Raw genomic sequence first — 17,739 nt, 5'->3', positions numbered from 1 at the left:
CTGGATAGTATTGATACTTTTGTCCTTTAATCGCCATAAAAATGCACCCCTTAGAATTCATCGGAATAACCAGGGGGTTTTTCCAATGTCTATTCTAAGGGGTGCACTTCATATTCTTCAGGCAGGCTTTTTTTTTGAAATAGAAGAAAGTAAAACCGCGGTCTATACTCTGCTTCTATTTCGCCGGAATGAAACGCGCCACCGCCATGAGGGCAGCGTCAGCCGTTTCACCTTAAAATATAGGAAAGTATATCATTTCGCCATACTTTCTCTATATTTCACCGGAATGAAACGCGCCACCGCCATGAGGACGGCGACAGCCGTTTCACCTTGTACGCCTATATCAAGAAACAAACCGCTTTTCCCCACATCAGCTGCTCAAAGACCCTCTAAAAGGACGAACCCCTTGCTTTATTTACCTGTAATAAATATCGTATAATGAAAGCGCTATATTATGGGTATGAGGATGGATGCCGTGTTCAATTTATATATAAAGTCCAAAGTGTTTCAACGTTATGTCTTCTCGTATCTGATTATTTTTTTCGTCCCGTTTATCGTCATGATCCTGTTTATTTACCATCAAACCGACGAAACATGGAATAATGAAATTGAAGAGGCGAACAGGAATAAATTGCTGCAGGCCAGTGAGCTGACCTATAATCGCATAAAGGAAATGAACCAAATTGCCGCCCGAATTACGTATGACTCGGATCTGACGCCCTACATGGTCAGTCATCCGTACAGCAGCCGGGAAGCGGTCGAGAAATTGGGTATTTACAAGTCTTCAACCGCCATTATCGATGAAATTTTTCTATTTTACCGAGATTCGCAGAATATGTACTCAGACCGCGGCTATTACTCTGTCGATACGCTGCTGAAGCGGATACTGGGGGCAAACGATATAGAGAAGGAACGTTTTTTAAATCTGATCAAAGGGCTCAAGACGCCGACTGTACTTCCTGCGGACTATTTCGGATCGGTGGATAATAAGAGGAAGGGTACGATGCTGTTTCTATGCCCCATTCCGCCGCATGAGACGAATAAGCACGGGACCGTCATCTATTTTGTCCAGGACGATGTGTTTCAGAACATGATGCACAGTACACTGGGCGACTTCGAAGGCTATGTTTATATTCTTAACGACAACAACGATATAATAACTTCTCAGAACAATGGCGGGGAGCTCCAATTCAAAGACTTGGAATCCGTTGATTTGTCGGCGGAAGGCATCTCCCAGGCAACTATTCATCATACGAAATATTCAGTGGTCACGGTCCGCTCGGCGGAGACCGGATGGACGTTCGTCATGGCGATGCCGACCGCGCAATTCTTCAAGAAGGCGTTCCATCTTCCCATGCTCTTGCTGTTCATTGCCGCGTGGCTGATTCTTGCGGGATTGGCCCTGGCCCTGTTCTTCGCAGCGCATCAATACCGGCCGGTTAATCGTATGCAGGAACGGATGTCCGTTCAGGAGCCTTACGTCCGGGATCAATGTTTGTTGAAGCTGCTGGGCGGGAGTTGGGAGGATCGGGACAATATCCGCGAGGTTTGCGCCATGTCCGGCATTGTTTTTCCATACCCTAATTTTTTCGTAGTTTATGTCTCTTTTGACGATTTGTTCTCGCATGAAGCGAAGGTGCGGAGTACGCTGCTAAAGAAACTGGAAGGCTGGCATTTGCAGGATGCGATTGGCTTTGGTGTGGAGCTTATTCATGATCATGCCATTGCGGTCTTGATAAATTGCTTGAATGACAAGTCCATGGAAAAAGCGGTTCGCGACTTGGAAAAGCAAAAGGCGGATTCGGGCCGAGGCGTGACGATGGGGGTCGGGGGAATATATGACGATATCACCCGCGTACATAATTCATACATCGAGGCCTCGGCGGCGACGGATTACAAGGTTGCCAGCGGAACCGATACCGTCGTTTATTTCAAGCCGGCAGGAGCCCGGATAGGAACGAGCGGCTGGTATCAGTCCGATATTCATCTCAAGCTTACGCAAAGCTTAAAAAAGGGCAATAAACAGGCGGCTGCGGAAACACTCGGCATAATGCTGAATCAGCTCAAGACGTTCCGCGTGCCGGTCTATTTGCTTCGCTGCTATTGCTTCGATGTCGTCAATATTGTCTTCCGGGCGGCGGCAAGCATGGAATATGCGGATGCAGCGCTGGAAGAGAAGATCGTCAATTTTACCTCTATTGAAGATTTGGAGACTCTGCTGTACCAATTTAATGAAGGAATCTGCCGACAAGCGGCCCAGAATAAGGAGATGGAGAGGCTGCTGTTAAGCGAACAGGTCATGCTCTATATCCAAAAGCATTTCAGGGAGAGCGATTTCAGTCTCGAGGGAACGGCAGCCCACTTCAAATTGTCCGAATCTTATCTTAGCCGGTTTATCAAAGAGAAAGCGGATATTACGTTCATGCAGTACTTGTGGGAGCTTCGGCTAAACGCGGTAAAGAGGGAACTTGAACATACCGTCAAGCCAATCAGAACCATCGTTCAGGAGGTTGGTTATCTCGACACGCCAAATTTCATCCGCAAATTCAAAAAGACGGAGGGATTGACGCCGGGCGAATACCGCAAGCGAAGAGCAGACATGCTTTGAAACAGGAGAGCACTTTCCATGGCGAATGTGCTCTTTTTTATCATTTCAAACGCGTTGTCATTTGGCGAATCGGTCCATTTGAAGTTCAAAAACAACATATCTTTTATCACGCTATGCGCCTGTGGCCGCCAAGTATTCGGCTTTGCGCATTGTCATTTGCAAAAATGACATGTTTACGGGATGTTGAGTCAGACATAAACTGAAAGCGCATCCAAAAACCGGTTTTTCTGGGCATGCACATCATCTTGCAAGGGGAGGAGATCTATTTGTTCAAAGCGGAGGAAGCCCTGGATGAAACCAGGAGAGGCATGGATAGAAAGCCGCAATCAGCGACAGGCATGGTTCTGAGAAACCTGAGTAAAACCTGGCAGCTGTATATATTGCTTCTTCCCTCTTTGCTCTACTTTTTCATTCTGCATTATATTCCGCTTTATGGCGTGCAGATTGCATTCAAGGAATACATTGCCACTTCGGGGATATGGGGCAGTCCATGGGTCGGCTTCGATCACTTTCAGCGATTCTTTAACTCCTACTACTTCAAGGACCTCATTCGGAACACGCTTGTACTCAATGTGTATGGATTGCTGCTGTTCCCATTGCCGATTATACTGGCGCTTTCATTTAACGAGGTCAAGCATGCAGCGTTCAAGAAATGGGCGCAGACGATTACTTATGCTCCCCATTTTATATCGACGGTCGTAATGGCAGGCATGATTATTGCCTTTCTCGACCCCGAGACTGGTTTGATCAACAATATCATAAAAGCGTTCGGAGGCGATTCGACCCCATTCCTGATTATTCCGCACTGGTTCAAGCACATCTTCGTATGGTCGGGTCAATGGCAAGGTCTTGGATGGGGAGCGATCATTTACTTGGCGGCACTGGCAGGCGTGAATCCCGATCTGCACGATGCCGCGTCTGTCGATGGGGCTTCAAGAATGCGCCGGATATGGCATATCAACATTCCTGCCATTATGCCGACCATCATTATTCTGTTTATTTTGACGATGGGCAGCTTCATGTCAATCGGCTTCGAGAAGGTATTGCTGCTTCAGAATGCCTTGAATATGTCGTCATCCGACGTCATTCAGACCTTCGTGTACCGCAGCGGTCTGCTGCAATCGCAGTACAGCTTCTCTGCGGCGGTAGGGCTGTTCGATTCGCTTATTAATGTCGTCCTGCTGGTCACAGCCAACCAGATTGCCAGAAAAACAACGGAAAACAGCTTATGGTAAAGGGAGGGGAACGCTAATCATGAACCGGAGTCTGTCCGACCGAACATTTGATACGATCAATAATGGACTGCTGCTGATTGTCATCGGGATTATTCTTTTTCCCCTCCTGTTCGTCTTGTCTGCATCCATAAGCGACCCTATGCTTGTGAACAGCGGGAAGGTGTGGATTTGGCCGCGCGGCATAACCTTCGAAGGCTACCAGCGCATCCTGCATAACAACGAGATATGGATGGGGTACCTGTACAGCATTGTATACACGGTTCTTGGAACATTGCTGCACCTGGCCGTGCTGCTGCCATGCGCCTATGCGCTGTCGAGAAAAGAATTGATGGGTAAAAGGCTGATATTGTGGTACTTTCTCTTGACCATGATGATCGGTGGAGGACTGATTCCGACGTATCTGCTGGTCAAGCAATTAGGCATGCTTAACACGGTATGGGCAATGGTCATTCCCGGCGTGGTGGGGGCGTGGGACATTCTTGTGGCAAAGACATTCTTTCAGCAAAATGTGCCTGATCCGCTCGTTGAGGCGGCCAAGGTGGACGGAGCATCCTACTTCTATATTTTTCTGCGTATCGCACTGCCCCTCTCCCTGCCCATAATTGCGGTCATGTCGCTCTTCCATGGGGTCGGCTTGTGGAATCAGTATTTCAATGCGCTGATCTATTTGAACGATGACAGTATGTATCCGCTGCAAATGGTGCTGCGCAAGATTCTCGTCGCTCAGGAGATGAGTTCCGAGAATATGTCGGGCAGTGCCATTCAGGCGGAAGCCATGGCTTCGCAAGCCCGTATCGCATCCATCTTGAAATATGGCGTCATCATCGTGTCCACACTGCCGCTGCTTATTGCGTATCCTTTCTTGCAGCGCTTCTTTCTGAAGGGCGTTCTGGTCGGTTCTATTAAAGAATGATAATAATCAGTTAAAGGAGATTTGAACAAGGATGAGGAAAAAATGGCTAACTATCTGTTTGTCGTCAATAATGGCCGGATCCATGCTGCTGAGCGCATGCTCGAACGGCGGGGGCAATGAATCCGGGGCTGCGCTTGAAAAACGGGAACCAGGCGATAATTTCAACGAAACAGGATTCCCCATTGTAAAGGAGCCTATTAAAGTATCCATGATGGGCGCCAGGCACGCGCTTGTTGGCGAATGGAAGAATCTGCAGTTTTTCAAAGAAATGCAGGAAAAAACCAACATTCAATTTGAATTCAACACGCCTCCGCAGGCAGATTATGACGAGAAGAAGAATCTGTCCTTCGCCAGCGGTGAAATTCCAGACGTCTTCTTCGGAGGTCAGTTAACCCCGGATGATGAATTTACGTATGGCAAGCAGGGAGTTCTCATTCCATTGGAAGGTTTGGTCGAAAAATTTGCGCCGAATATTCAAAAAATGTTCGACGAGCATCCCGAAATTAAGAAATCGGTCACTGCGCCGGACGGTCATATATACGCACTGCCATCTGTTAACATGGCCTCCATAGCCAAATTGCCGGCCACGTGGATCAACGGGAATTGGCTGAAAAAACTGGGTATATCAGAGCTTCCCCATACAACGGATGAACTGTATGAGCTGCTGACCGCGTTTAAAGACAAGGACCCTAACGGCAACGGCAAGCCGGATGAAATCCCCCTTACTTCGATAAATCTGGGTGATGTCCGCAACATCCTGCTGCCTGCCTTCGGAATTGTTGGAAGAGCGCATATCGTAAAGGATGGCAAAGTCATCTATGGAGCCGTACAACCTGAATATAAAGAGTACGTGACGTTTATGAATAAACTGTGGAAAGAGAAGCTGCTGGATCCCGGGACGTTCTCCCAGACGGTGGAACAGAAATCTGCCAAGGGAAATGCGGGACAAATCGGTATGTTCACGGACTCGCTGCCTTATCTTACTTTGGGAGGAGACGCTGAGAGCTCCACCATACATCCGATTCTTCCGGCCCTTACCAGTTCTGCCGATCGCAAGCCGATGATTACCCAGTGGTCTGGAATGACAAGAGGAACATTCGCCATTACGAACAAGAGCAAAGATCCGGAAGCGATGATCCGATGGGTCGATTACTTGTACAGCTCAGAAGGGGAAATATTGGTCCACTACGGCAAAGAAGGCGATCTGTGGGAATGGGCTGATCCGGAGAAGAAGCTGCGCAAATACAGGAACCCTCCCGAAGGCATGAACCTTGAAGAATACCGCGGCGGCAGCATTACACCTGCAGTCGGCGTGGCGGTCCCCATGTTCACCCCCAATGAGGTAGAAGCCAACTGGAAAGATACCATGCATCAATACCGAATTAAAGAGGTAGACGAGAAGCTGGCGCCGTATGGAGAGCCCGTCTTCCCCGAAATCTATCTGCTGCCGGAAGAGAGACAGCAAATTCAGGGCATTGAAACCGACCTCAATACGTACCTGGAGAGCATGGAAGCCAAGCTGGTGGCAGGAGAAGCTCCCTTGGAGAATTGGGACACCTTCCAGAAGACGATTGAGGATATGCGAGTAGACAAGCTGCTCGAAGTGTATCAGACTGCCTATGACCGCTGGGCCGGATCGAACTAATAGAATAGAGCCGGCGGACAGCACCGGACAGGTCCACGAAGAAACGTCATAACCTATCCAATTCGCAAGCCTGCTGCGCATATACCTTGGACCGGCTCCAGTTAAAGGAACCGGTCCAAGGTTTTCTTTTCATGATCGGAAAAACACAGAAAGACACCCTGGGAAGGAATAGCTGACAGGCTGTACAAGGAAACTATTTTAATTGACAGCCGGAGTAAAATGAATTATTCTATTTTTGACTGAACAGATCAATCTAAAAACAGGATCGGAATCCCTCCTTCTCGTTTATTAAGAGGACTATCTTGGAGGGAAATTTTTTTTAACTCATAATTGACTGAATTAATCAATCAAAAAAGGAGAGATTCACATGAGCAGCACACAAAGGCAGGGAAAAGCGATTGTTATCGGAGGCAGCATGGCCGGTTTATTGGCAGGGAGGGTCTTGGCGGATTATTACGAAGAGGTGCTCATCATCGACAAGGATGAATTTCCCGGGGAGCAGCCCGAGGACCGTCTTGGCGTTCCGCACGGTTTTCATCCCCATCGGTTCACGAACCGCGGCAAGGAGATTACCGAGAAGCTTTTTCCCGGCTATGAGGAAGAATTGGTGGCGCTCGGTTCCCCGTCTTCACTGAATAAGACCGCCCATATGATGAGTCAATACGGCACGGTATCCAATCCTTACCCGCGCAACGATATCAAGTTCAGCCGGGCGGCGCTGGAGTGGGTCATCCGCGGCCGCGTAAAGAAAATTCCACAGATAAGGCTGCTTCCGAAGCATGATGTGCTGCAGCTCGTGACGACTCCGGACCGGACTGCCGTTACAGGGGTTCAAATCAAGGAACGCGGAGCGTCCGGCCGGGAGAGTGAGCTTGCGGCGGATCTTGTGGTGGACGCCAGCGGCCGCGCCTCGAAGCTTACGCAATGGCTGACCGATCTGGGTTACGAGGTGCGTCAAGAAGACAAGATGAAAGCCGCAATCGGATACAGCACACGGCGTTACAGGGTTCCTGCCCATATGGCCCATCTGCCCGAGGAATGGGATGTTATTAATATTATGGGCCAGCCGGCAAACGGAACGTTCACAGGCGTCTTCTCCTTTATCGAGAATCAGGTGGCCGAAATGGTGCTTTATCGCCCGGGAGGACAATACCCGCCAACGAATGCGGATGAATTCGAACAGGCTGTTGCCCAGCTTCCCAGCCCGATAATTGCGGAGATCCTGAAGGAGCTTGAACCGGTCACTCCGCCCCGGGGCTTTCGCGTCCCGGAATTGTACCGCCGTCACTATGAGCTGATGGAAAGGTGGCCTGCCGGATTGCTGGCGCTGGGCGATGCTATCTGCATCTATGATCCTATCTTTGGTCAAGGCATCACGGTAGCGGCGATCGAAGCGGATATGCTGAGTGCCTGCTTGCAGGAGCAAAGGAGAAATCCTCAATCCGGCTTCGAGCAGAGCGTGCTGCGGAAAATGCAGGATGAGGCGATTACGCCTGCCTGGTGGCTCAACTGCGCGGCGGATTTGCAGTGGGAAGGCGTCGAATACGAAGCGGGGGGCGAGCCGCTCAAGGGGATTGCTTTTGCCCGGAGGTTCATGGATTTGATGCTGAAGGAGGGGACGGGAAATCATAATTTCCAATTATTCGGCATGTACTGGGCAGTAAATACATTATCGGTGCCGCTGCGCGAGCTGTTTAATCCGCAAATGGTCACAATGGCTCTTGAAGCATCCGACGAGGGCCGCCAGCTGCTTGCGGATCTGCTGGAGGAGCATGGCCTGCCGCTAGCGGAAGCACTGGAAGAGATTATGCCTTGTTAAATGGACGCTTGTCCAATGTCCAGGGAGAGGCGCTTTGAGGTCAAGAAGATCTACGATTACGAACGAATGATAGAGTAAGAAAGAGATGCTTATTTACAGCAATGAAGATTAGGGGGGCCTTATGGTTGGCTCCCCTGTTTGTTATACAGCCAGACGGGACTGCTGAAGAAGCAGCAACCGAGGTATTCTGGGCCTGGTGCAGCCGCACTTGTAGACGTTCCTGTACGGGCTGAGTCTCAATTATCTTCAGTGACAAAATGCTCAATTACATCTAATGGCAGGTGATCCGTCACCAGCCGGCCGTAGTGTGCCATTTGGATAATGCCTTTCTCATCAATAAGGAATTCGGCCGGTATGCGGTGAAAATTGGCGCCTTCCTCCCGAGTCAAGGCGAAGCCTTCCGCCGCTGCTTCCTTGATGAAATTCTCTGTATTCGGATCTGCCATCGTTGCCTGCGTCTTCTCTTCGGATACCTCAACGGCATACAGGTCATAAAGCTTCGCCTCAGGATCGGCAATTATCGGAAATGGCGCTTCCTGTTGGCCGACATGGCGGGTGATGCCGGTCTCGGGCGACTCGAACACCGCGATGATTTCGAGTCCCTGCCGGCTCCACTGTTCATAGCTGCGGATGAAGTGCCGCACCCGCAAATTGCACATGGCACAGGCGGCGTTGCGGAAGAACGCAAGCAGCACCCTGCGGCCGCGCAGGCTGGTCAATTGCAGCGGAGCTCCGCCGGTACCGGCAAATGTGAAATCCGGTGCGGTCATTCCCTTGTTTAATGGAATTCTCATGATAAATAGCCTCCTGGTTATATGATAGGGTAACCTCAGTCTGAACCGACTGATTTTTACCTTACCACGGGAAGGCTCAATCTTCTGTGACCTGGTCACCAACAAGCTCCTTTAAAGCTTCGCGCTGCTGAATCGATACGCAGCCCCTTCCCGTTGTGATCCAACCATTCAACTGCATACGGTTCAGCTGGCGGCTGACGACTTCACGTACGGAACCAAGCTCGGCAGCCAGCTGTTTATGTGTAATATGGATGGTTGGCTGCTGCTCCGCTGTCAGCTTCAACAGGACTTCTGCGAGACGCGCTTCCAGCGGCTTTGACAATTTTGCCGAGAGGCTGCCTCCCATTCGAATCAGTCCATCCAGAATATTGCCGAAAACCGCGTTCCGAATAGGGGGATGCCTCTGAATCCAGCGCAGAAACGAGCTCTTCGTTACGAAGAGGGCCGCAACCTCGGTCTCAGCCGTCATAGCCCCGGGATATTCGCGTTCGCTCAATCCGCTCAGCACCATCATGGCGCATATATCGCCGGCAGACAGCCGGCTTGCAACGGCTTCACGGCCGTCTTCGGTTATATTCGAGATTTGTACGGTTCCTGCTAGAAGGAACACGGCATATTCAGCGGCATCCTCGCTGCGGAACAGGGTCGAGTGCGCAGGAAAAACCCGGAGCACGGGCTGCGCATCGGCCCACTCCTCAGGCGAGAGCGCTTGAAAACAGGGAAAAACCTTGGAGAGAGTGTGCAGCTCTGGGGAAAGTCGGGTCATAAGGATATTCTCCGATCGGACAGATTGATAGCCTTTATTGTACAGGATCGGTGCGCGGAGCAGCAACCAGCAGGCTCATGGCATCGATGAATTTGTGAAGTTTCGCGCCTGTCATGTCTATAAGGTAAAGTAATTAGAATAAAATGTACTATAATGGAAGATGGGGAAATTGGGGAAGCGCGAAGATATTATGAATACACTTCTCTGAGGAACAAGACTTCATCGGGAACGATTGCCAATCGCCTGGGGAAATATCCGCTTGATGAAACTCATTCAGGAAACGATTGAAGCCTGCTGAAGAGCCATCAAGGTCTGATGCTGGACATTGGAGAATCATGGCAGTTGATAGGGCAGCAGGCATGTGTAAGCGGCACACGAGAGGGTATACTATCAGCAATACTAATCAGAAGGAAGAGTGAACATAATGGCGGAAGAGAAAACAAGAATCGAACCGTGCTGGAGCTTTGACAATAGTTATGCGCGGCTGCCGGGAGCCTTCTTCTCCACGCTTGATGCAATCCCCGTACGGTCACCGGAATTAGTGATATTCAATGAGCAGCTGGCGGTCTCACTCGGGCTGGATAGCCAGGCGCTGCAAAGCAAGGACGGAGTAGCGGAGCTTGCCGGGAACCGGGTTCCCAAGGGAGCCTTGCCGCTCGCTCAAGCTTATGCAGGGCATCAATTCGGCCATTTTACGATGCTGGGGGACGGACGGGCGCTGCTGCTGGGCGAGCAGATTACGCCTGCGGGCGAACGGGTGGACATACAGCTTAAGGGCTCCGGCCGTACGCCGTATTCCCGCGGCGGCGATGGCCGGGCTGCGCTCGCGCCGATGCTGCGCGAATATATCATCAGCGAAGCGATGCATGCGCTTGGTATTCCGACCACCCGCAGCTTGGCGGTGGTAGCGACAGGGCAACCGGTGATTCGCGAGGAGGAACTGCCTGGCGCTATTTTGACCCGCGTAGCTGCCAGTCATTTGAGATTCGGCACTTTTCAATATGCGGCGGCACGTGATGCGATCGACGACCTCCGGGCTCTGGCGGATTATACATGGGATAGACACTTTAAAGACAGCGATGCCGGTGAGAACCGTTACCTGTCCCTGCTTCGGAATGTAATACAGCGTCAGGCTTCACTGATTGCCAAATGGCAGCAAGCGGGATTCATTCACGGGGTGATGAACACCGACAACATGACACTTAGCGGTGAGACGATCGATTATGGTCCCTGCGCCTTCATGGATGCCTATGACCCGGAAACGGTCTTCAGCTCGATTGATAGCCAAGGCCGCTATGCCTATGGCAATCAGCCGCGCATCGCCAAGTGGAATCTCGCGAGACTTGCCGAAGCTTTATTGCCGCTGCTGCATGACGACGAAGAGCAGGCAGTCGGGCTGGCCGAAGAGGCGATCTCGCAATTTAGCGAGCTGTACAGCAGCAATTGGCTGGCAGGCATGAGGGCGAAGCTGGGAGTTTTCAATGAAGAGCCGGAGGATGAAGCTCTGATTGATGATCTCCTCAAGATGATGCAGAAGCATGGCGCGGACTACACGAATACCTTCCGCGCTCTTACTTGGGATCGAACGGAAGAGACAGTACTGCATGGCACCGCCGAATTTGTCCAATGGCATGACCGGTGGCAGGCGAGACAAAGCAGGCAGGAGCAAGCGAAGCCAGCCTCGCAGCAGTTGATGCGGGACAGCAATCCTGCGGTTATCCCGCGCAACCACCGGGTCGAAGCCGCTCTCGAGGCCGCCGTGAAAGGGGACCTCAGCGTCCTGCAGCGGCTGCTGGCTGTGCTGTCGAAGCCTTACGCGCACTCCCCCGAAGAGGAGGAGTATACTTCGCTGCCTGAACATTCCTCCCAACCTTATCGAACCTATTGCGGCACCTGAGTCTTCCGGTCTTAACCTGCTTCAAATTATCCGTATTTGCACACGAAAGAGAATACACACGAAAGAGAATGAGGCCGATACAATTGTATCGGCCTCATCAGCATGAAGATTTTATTTTGTTCGACGTTGTTTACGGAATAGACTTTCGGCAATATGGCATAACATCCCTTGACGCGATATGACAATTCGATCCAAACGGATTATACTTTAATGGTATGGATCAGTGAGAGTTTCGAAGGAGAGGGCGCATATAGCCACCAACGGCATTAAAATGAAAACGCTGGGTGAATTCCTGAAATCACGCAGGGAGCGGCTCCAGCCGGAACAAGCCGGCATCAACTTTTCCTACGGCAGACGAAGAACGCCAGGGCTTAGACGGGAAGAAGCTGCCCTTCTGGCAGGAGTCAGCGTGACTTATTATACATGGCTGGAACAAGGGCGGGATGTGGCGGTATCCAGGGAAGTCATTGAGAGTATCGCAAAAGCGCTGCAGTTGACCGAAGATGAGCGCCTGCATCTCATTCAGCTGTCGAGTCCCCATTCATCCGCTCCCTCTGTCTCGATGGATGCGCAAATCAATTCGGAGTGGCAGATTATTATCAATCAATTAACGTATCCAGCCTTCATAACGAATGATCGATCGGAAGTGCTTGCCTGGAATCAGGCAGCCAATGAAATCATTGCGGACTTCGCAGCCTTGCCCGCTCAGGAACGTGTCTTGATCCGGTTATTGTTTGTTGATCCGGAATTGCGGCGGCGTCTGATCAATTGGGAAGAGTTTGCACGCTACTCGGTCGGGGTTTTCCGGACTTATTACGATAATTATGCGGCAGACCCCTGGTATCGCGAGACGGTTGAGCAATTAATCATGGACAGCGCTGAGTTCGCCGCCATGTGGGAACGGCATGATATCCAGCTCAAAAGAGTAAGCCGGGTGCTATACCAGGTCCCCGGAGCCGGAGAGCGCATGTATGACATCAACTCTTTTGACAGTCTCAATGGCAATATGAACTTGCACTGCTGCGTCTACATTCCGGTTGCGTCAGAGGAAGCAGAGGCAAAAAGGATTTGAGGCTTCCGCAATGCAGACGCTGTACACCAATCAGGCTGCCGGATCAATCGGCAGCCTGTCGATTGTTATTGCTTGGGTGACTTGACCCACCATAAATTGTTGAAAGGATCAACAAAGCCGCCCATTATGCCATTTTCGTCTTCCATAACGGGTATTACAGAAGCGCCGCCTGCCAGTTCCGCTCTCCGCACGGCCTCTGCTGCGTCATCAACATAGACATACATGTGAATATTCGATGGTTCCTTCGCTTTAAGTACGGCATCGGACTTCTGTTCACCCGCACTGCAATCATCATCGCAATTGACGGCTTCCTCCGTACCATCAGCGAAGTAGAGCAGGCTTTCCCCGATTTTTAATTCACCATGCGTTATTTTTTTTCCGTTCGTACTCTTGACGATCAATCCGGCTTGAGCGCCAAAAGTCCTCTCTAAAAACTGGATCAAGACCTGCCCGTCAGTAACCATGATATAAGGAACAACATTCTGCTGCCCAGCTGGCACACCCATTTTTTAACCACCTTTTCATTAAGAATTTTACGTACATCCTTATCGTACAACATTCGTGCAAATGCCAATGTTTGCTTTCATTTATCCCTTTTATATGGCATATGAATTATAAGGACTTTGTCATAGGGTTGAATTATTTATATAGTGCTGGAGAAGGGGATTTCGGTGGTGGCATATATGAAAGAAAGGTTGCTTACCGTATCCCGCTCGGGGTTCTAAAGCTGTCTGCAGGCCGTAGACACCCGCTTAGAGCGTGCACGTTTGGATGCTGAGATAAAACAGGAGGCTATTTATCATGAGAGTTCCATTAATCAATGGGATGACCGAACCGGATATCATTGGACCCCTTCCGATGAAAAGCTTTCTTTATCCATTTGCCCGATGACAGGGTAAACCTTAGTCTGAACCGACTGATATCACCCTACCATGGGAAGCCTCATTCTTCTGTGACCTGGTCATGTATAACAGGCCTATGCGCATGCGCATAGACCTGTTTGATGTTTGAGGTTTACGGCGTCGGTACGGCAGAGCCGTTAATGTACGATTGCAGCGGACTGCTGTTGCCGCTGTAGGTTTGCGTGCCGTTCACCTGCTCTTCCAGGAAGTAGTTGACCGTGTGGCCGGCTTCGTTCGTGTGCGTGTTGTTCTGGATTTTGACGTTGGTGACTGTGCCTGTGCCCAGGTTAATGACATCGTTGGAGGCCGTGTTCGATGTGTTGATATTTTGGAAAGTGTTCCCTGTCACGTTCAGAGTGCCTGCAGTCATGCTGTTTTTCCATCTCAGACCGGATGTCGCCGTGCGAATGAACGTATTGCCCGTGAATGTAGCCGTGCCCTGAAAGGCCGAATCGATGATCGCGCCTTCGTTCATTGTGCTGGAGAGGCTTGGCGATGTGCTGGTAATCGTATTGTTCGAGAACGTGACGCTTTGCACGCTGTTGCCGGTAATGTTGATGCCTGTCGTGCGGGAGTTGTAGATCATGTTATTCGAGAACGTGACGTTGGAAATGTTGTTAAAGTTGGAGGCGACCATTAACGCCCCGTGGCTTTTCGCCGTGCTTCCGCTCTCTGTCACCGTGTTACCGTCTATAAGGACGTCGTTTACTCCGAAAGTGGAATAAGCGGATTCGGAGGCGACCAGAATACCGGCATTTTTTGTATTCAAGATCGTATTGTTTTGAATGGTGACATTGTTGCCGCCGATAACCGTCATTCCGCGTCCCGACGTAGGCTGGTTGGCAAATGAATTGTTCGTAATCCATACATCGTGAACGGCTTGAGGATCTTTTAATTGATAGCTGACGACCGCGATGCCGTCGTCGCCGGTAGAACTGACTTCATTGTTGCGGATGCGGATATTGTAGGAGCCCGCCGTCGTATGGATGCCGTCCGCTAAAGTATTTTTAACGGTATTGAGCTGCACGATGCCGTTGCTTGCCCCTTTAATCATAATGCCTACGCTGTTGGCTCCATCAACCGATACCCGCTGGATCAGGAAATTGCCGATACTGCTCGTGCCTCCGCTTATCGTGCCTTCCACAAAGATGGCGGAGGTGATGTCGGTCGATGAGCGAGCGGAAGTGACGGCCGTCAATTTGAGATCGCTGAGCGCCGCATTCGAATTCGTCATGCGTACGGACTGATGCGTATAACTCGTTGCGGCGAGGATCGACGACGTGCCGACACCATACATGACGACGCCGTCCAGTTGGATCAGACCGGCATGCTCGAAGGTTCCGCTTGGCACGTAAACGGCAGAGCCCGATGACTTGGCGGAGCTGATTGCATTGTTAATGGCGGTCGTATTGTCTACGTCGGTCGCAGCGACTGCGCCGAAGCTTGTAATGTTGACATTCGGTTTGCCATACACTTGAAATTCGTATGCGGATGCGTGCGCGCCGGCCAGCGAACAGCCCGTAACCGTTATTCGCACATATCGGCCCACGTCCATAAACGTATCGATTGTGTCGCCGGTCGCCGTATTATTCGTTTTATCGACGACCATCGTATAGGTCACATTATCCCGGCTGACTTCGATTTTGTACTTGTATGATCGGCTGGAGCTGAAGTACCATTGTCCGGTTACTTTGGTCAACGCCCTTACTTCGCCGAGGTCGACGACCCACGATTGCGGCATGGTGGCGTTCGCCGCGGACCAACGGGTGCTGCTGTCGCCGTCATTCGCTTTGTCGCCTTCATTGCCGGCTTGAGCGGAACTAACCGTTACCTCCTTAACCTGGGACAACACCGGGTCTGCCGCCCATACCTTAGCAGGATTTGCGCCGATCAGATTCAGGCCCCAGGCAGCGGCCAACGTGAACGCCAGCACCGACCTCCACATGCGATTGAATTGAAGCTTGCTCATCATCATACTCCCTTTCAATTTTGGAATCGCTTTCAATTCAAGTATACAAATGCGCGATTGCACTTATTTACGTCTTATTCGCACTATTTTTTGATAGTTGGAGATTCATAGAAACGTGCACGTCGTTCGTAGCATCGTCGGATATAATGGGGAGATCGGAATTGGTACAATGAAGGAAACGACTCGTTTGGATCCCCATTGGCGATACGGTCATCACACATATTGGCGAACAGGAAGGTACCCATAGTTTGGAGTTATATCTACAAGCCGAATCTATGTTGGAGGGAGCGTTCACAATGAGGGCCGAAGATATGCATATGTATTTGCGAGGGTTGGAGAAGCCGGAATCGTTTAGGCCTACAGGCAGAACCCGCAGCAGCTATGCGGATGGAATGAATCTGGCGCTGCAAGGTTATGCCAAAGTAAAGATTGAGGGCAAATGTCCGCAGCCGGGCGAGCTTCCCTCCGACATTCAGTCATTCTCGCGGCTGACTGCGCTCATCGGATTTTTGCTTGCGGATGGGCGCGTGCCGGATTGCCTTGGGTTGTGGTTGCGGATGATGGATGCATGCAGCGGCAGCTACTCGCGGATCACGGGCAATCACCGCAATGATTTTGCGGTGAAGGAATTTATGCTGGCCTATAAGGCCGCCGGACATCTGGCCGAACCGGAGCGGCGCGAGCAGTGGCTCCGGGATCTGGCTCTGGTCGATCCCTGGAGCAATTACGAATTCACGCTGCGTTCCGTCAGCCGCCATACCCAGCTTCATAACATCAATGTGTACAACATGGCAGGGGAGTGGCTGCGCGAGACGGAGGGGCTGACCGATACCCGCGATTATTTCGACGAGCATTGGCCGATCCAGCTGTCCTTGTTCGACGAGAACGGCATGTATAAGGATCCGGGATGCCCGATGCTGTACGACGGGGCAACACGCATACAGATCGCGATCATGCTGCACTTCGGCTATGCGGGTAAGTATGCCGCAGCATTAGACGAACAGCTGGAGAAGGCCGGTCTTATGTCCTTGTTTCTGCAATCGGCTGCTTTCGAGACGGCGTACGGCGGACGAAGCAATCAATTTCTGTTCGCCGACGCGATATATGCGGCGCTGTTCGAATACGAGGCTACGCGCTACAAGCGCAAAGGGGATTTGAAGACTGCTGGCGCCTTCAAGCGAGCTGCGAGGCTGACGGCGGCCAGCGCGGAACGCTGGCTGCAGGCGGAGCCTCCGCGCCATATCCGCAATTTTTATCCGACACATTCGACTTACGGCACGGAGACGTACGCGTTCTACGACAAATATATGGCTACGATGGGCACGAACGCCTATCTGGCTTTTTTGTTCGCCGATGATGAGATCGAAGAATGGCCTTGTCCTGCGGAGACGGGAGGATACTGCCTGCAGACGTCTGAGCATTTCCATATGATCGTGGCTAATTGCGGCGGCTATTCGGTGCAGATCGATACGAACGCAAACCACATATACGACGCAAGCGGCCTCGGCCGTATCCACAAGACCGGGGTTCCGACCGAGCTGGCGCTTTCCATGCCATTCACCTCGGAAGCGAGCTACGCGCTGCCGGAAACAGTGGATAGGAGCATGGCTGCCATCAGCCCGGGATGGGTTACAGGAGACGGAGACATTCAATATTTGAGCGGGCTGCGTGATTTGAGCAACCAGCTGGATATGGTGCAGGAAAGCAAGGAACGAGTCTCGTTCCGCCTCACATACTCTGGCCCGTCATTCCGTGGTTGCGAGGGGATCACGGAAACGTACAGCATAAACAAGGATGGCGTTGTAGTGAAGTCTGAGGCGCTCTCACCGTACTCGCCGAAGATGTTCTGCCAGCTACCGCTTCTGGTTCACAACGGCATACATGCCGGAAATCCGCTAATTTCTGCCTCAGCAGCAGAGGTTCAGATGGGCAGACATGTGTACCGTGTATGTTCAGAATCGGGAGTGCTTCCAGGGGAACGCGTGATCGGCAACCGAAATGGATTATATTCACTTGCGACAGCGGTAAGCCCGGGTCCAAATCTGAAGGTGCATATGGAGCTGCAAAGCCGCAAGCAGACGGCGGCGCTGAAGGCGACGACCTGATCTTCGGCGAAGAT

The 17,739-nt window shown here is 51.2% G+C and carries 13 protein-coding genes; 9 read left to right on the top strand and 4 right to left on the bottom strand.

Annotation, left to right across the window (positions count from 1 at the left end; genetic code table 11):
- From AC0YOB_RS28670 to AC0YOB_RS28645, 6 genes are all read left to right on the top strand, one after another.
- A partial coding sequence (locus AC0YOB_RS28670) for a hypothetical protein (RefSeq protein ID WP_475795697.1) occupies positions 1-439 on the top strand: 439 nt, incomplete at its 5' end.
- Between the two features lie 36 nt (positions 440-475).
- Entirely contained in the window at positions 476-2,608 is a 2,133-nt protein-coding gene (locus AC0YOB_RS28665; RefSeq protein WP_475795696.1) for a helix-turn-helix domain-containing protein, read from the top strand.
- A gap of 308 nt (positions 2,609-2,916) precedes the next feature.
- The gene (locus tag AC0YOB_RS28660) at positions 2,917-3,843 is read left to right on the top strand and encodes an ABC transporter permease (protein WP_475795702.1); all 927 of its coding nucleotides are present in this window, start codon (positions 2,917-2,919) and stop codon (positions 3,841-3,843) included.
- 19 nt (positions 3,844-3,862) lie between these two features.
- Positions 3,863-4,756 (top strand): carbohydrate ABC transporter permease, encoded by an 894-nt coding sequence (locus tag AC0YOB_RS28655; RefSeq protein WP_475795695.1) that lies wholly within the window; start codon positions 3,863-3,865, stop codon positions 4,754-4,756.
- A 31-nt stretch (positions 4,757-4,787) separates the two neighbouring features.
- A complete protein-coding gene (locus AC0YOB_RS28650) occupies positions 4,788-6,401 on the top strand; it encodes an extracellular solute-binding protein (RefSeq protein ID WP_475795694.1) in 1,614 nt (537 codons plus the stop codon).
- Positions 6,402-6,768: 367 nt separating this feature from the next.
- Positions 6,769-8,220 (top strand): FAD-dependent oxidoreductase, encoded by a 1,452-nt coding sequence (locus AC0YOB_RS28645; protein WP_475795693.1) that lies wholly within the window; start codon positions 6,769-6,771, stop codon positions 8,218-8,220.
- 236 nt (positions 8,221-8,456) lie between these two features.
- Here the strand turns inward: AC0YOB_RS28645 and AC0YOB_RS28640 are convergent, their stop codons facing one another.
- Positions 8,457-9,014 carry a peroxiredoxin family protein gene (locus AC0YOB_RS28640; RefSeq protein ID WP_475795692.1) on the bottom strand — a complete coding sequence of 186 codons (558 nt, stop codon included), beginning with the start codon at positions 9,012-9,014 and terminating at the stop codon, positions 8,457-8,459.
- A 76-nt stretch (positions 9,015-9,090) separates the two neighbouring features.
- Positions 9,091-9,780 (bottom strand): Crp/Fnr family transcriptional regulator, encoded by a 690-nt coding sequence (locus AC0YOB_RS28635; RefSeq protein WP_475795691.1) that lies wholly within the window; start codon positions 9,778-9,780, stop codon positions 9,091-9,093.
- 424 nt (positions 9,781-10,204) lie between these two features.
- On the opposite strand from AC0YOB_RS28635, the gene AC0YOB_RS28630 reads away from it, so the two are divergent.
- Together AC0YOB_RS28630 and AC0YOB_RS28625 are read left to right on the top strand one after the other, a co-directional pair.
- On the top strand, positions 10,205-11,677 hold the full coding sequence (locus AC0YOB_RS28630) for a protein adenylyltransferase SelO (RefSeq protein WP_475795690.1): 1,473 nt from the start codon (positions 10,205-10,207) through the stop codon (positions 11,675-11,677).
- A 223-nt stretch (positions 11,678-11,900) separates the two neighbouring features.
- A complete protein-coding gene (locus AC0YOB_RS28625) occupies positions 11,901-12,749 on the top strand; it encodes a helix-turn-helix transcriptional regulator (RefSeq protein WP_475795689.1) in 849 nt (282 codons plus the stop codon).
- Positions 12,750-12,814: 65 nt separating this feature from the next.
- Here the strand turns inward: AC0YOB_RS28625 and AC0YOB_RS28620 are convergent, their stop codons facing one another.
- Positions 12,815-13,255, bottom strand: coding sequence for a VOC family protein (locus tag AC0YOB_RS28620; RefSeq protein ID WP_475795688.1), 441 nt, complete (start codon positions 13,253-13,255; stop codon positions 12,815-12,817).
- Positions 13,256-13,763: 508 nt separating this feature from the next.
- Positions 13,764-15,620, bottom strand: a complete 1,857-nt coding sequence (locus AC0YOB_RS28615; protein ID WP_475795687.1) for a discoidin domain-containing protein — start codon at positions 15,618-15,620, stop codon at positions 13,764-13,766.
- A gap of 296 nt (positions 15,621-15,916) precedes the next feature.
- On the opposite strand from AC0YOB_RS28615, the gene AC0YOB_RS28610 reads away from it, so the two are divergent.
- Complete coding sequence (locus tag AC0YOB_RS28610; protein ID WP_475795686.1) at positions 15,917-17,725, top strand: hypothetical protein; 1,809 nt, start codon at positions 15,917-15,919, stop codon at positions 17,723-17,725.
- Positions 17,726-17,739 lie beyond the last annotated feature (14 nt).

The organism is Paenibacillus sp. JT31N17, from assembly GCF_056269255.1.
The sequence above is the reverse complement of the archived record's forward strand: the minus strand, read 5'-3'. Positions and strand labels throughout refer to the sequence as shown.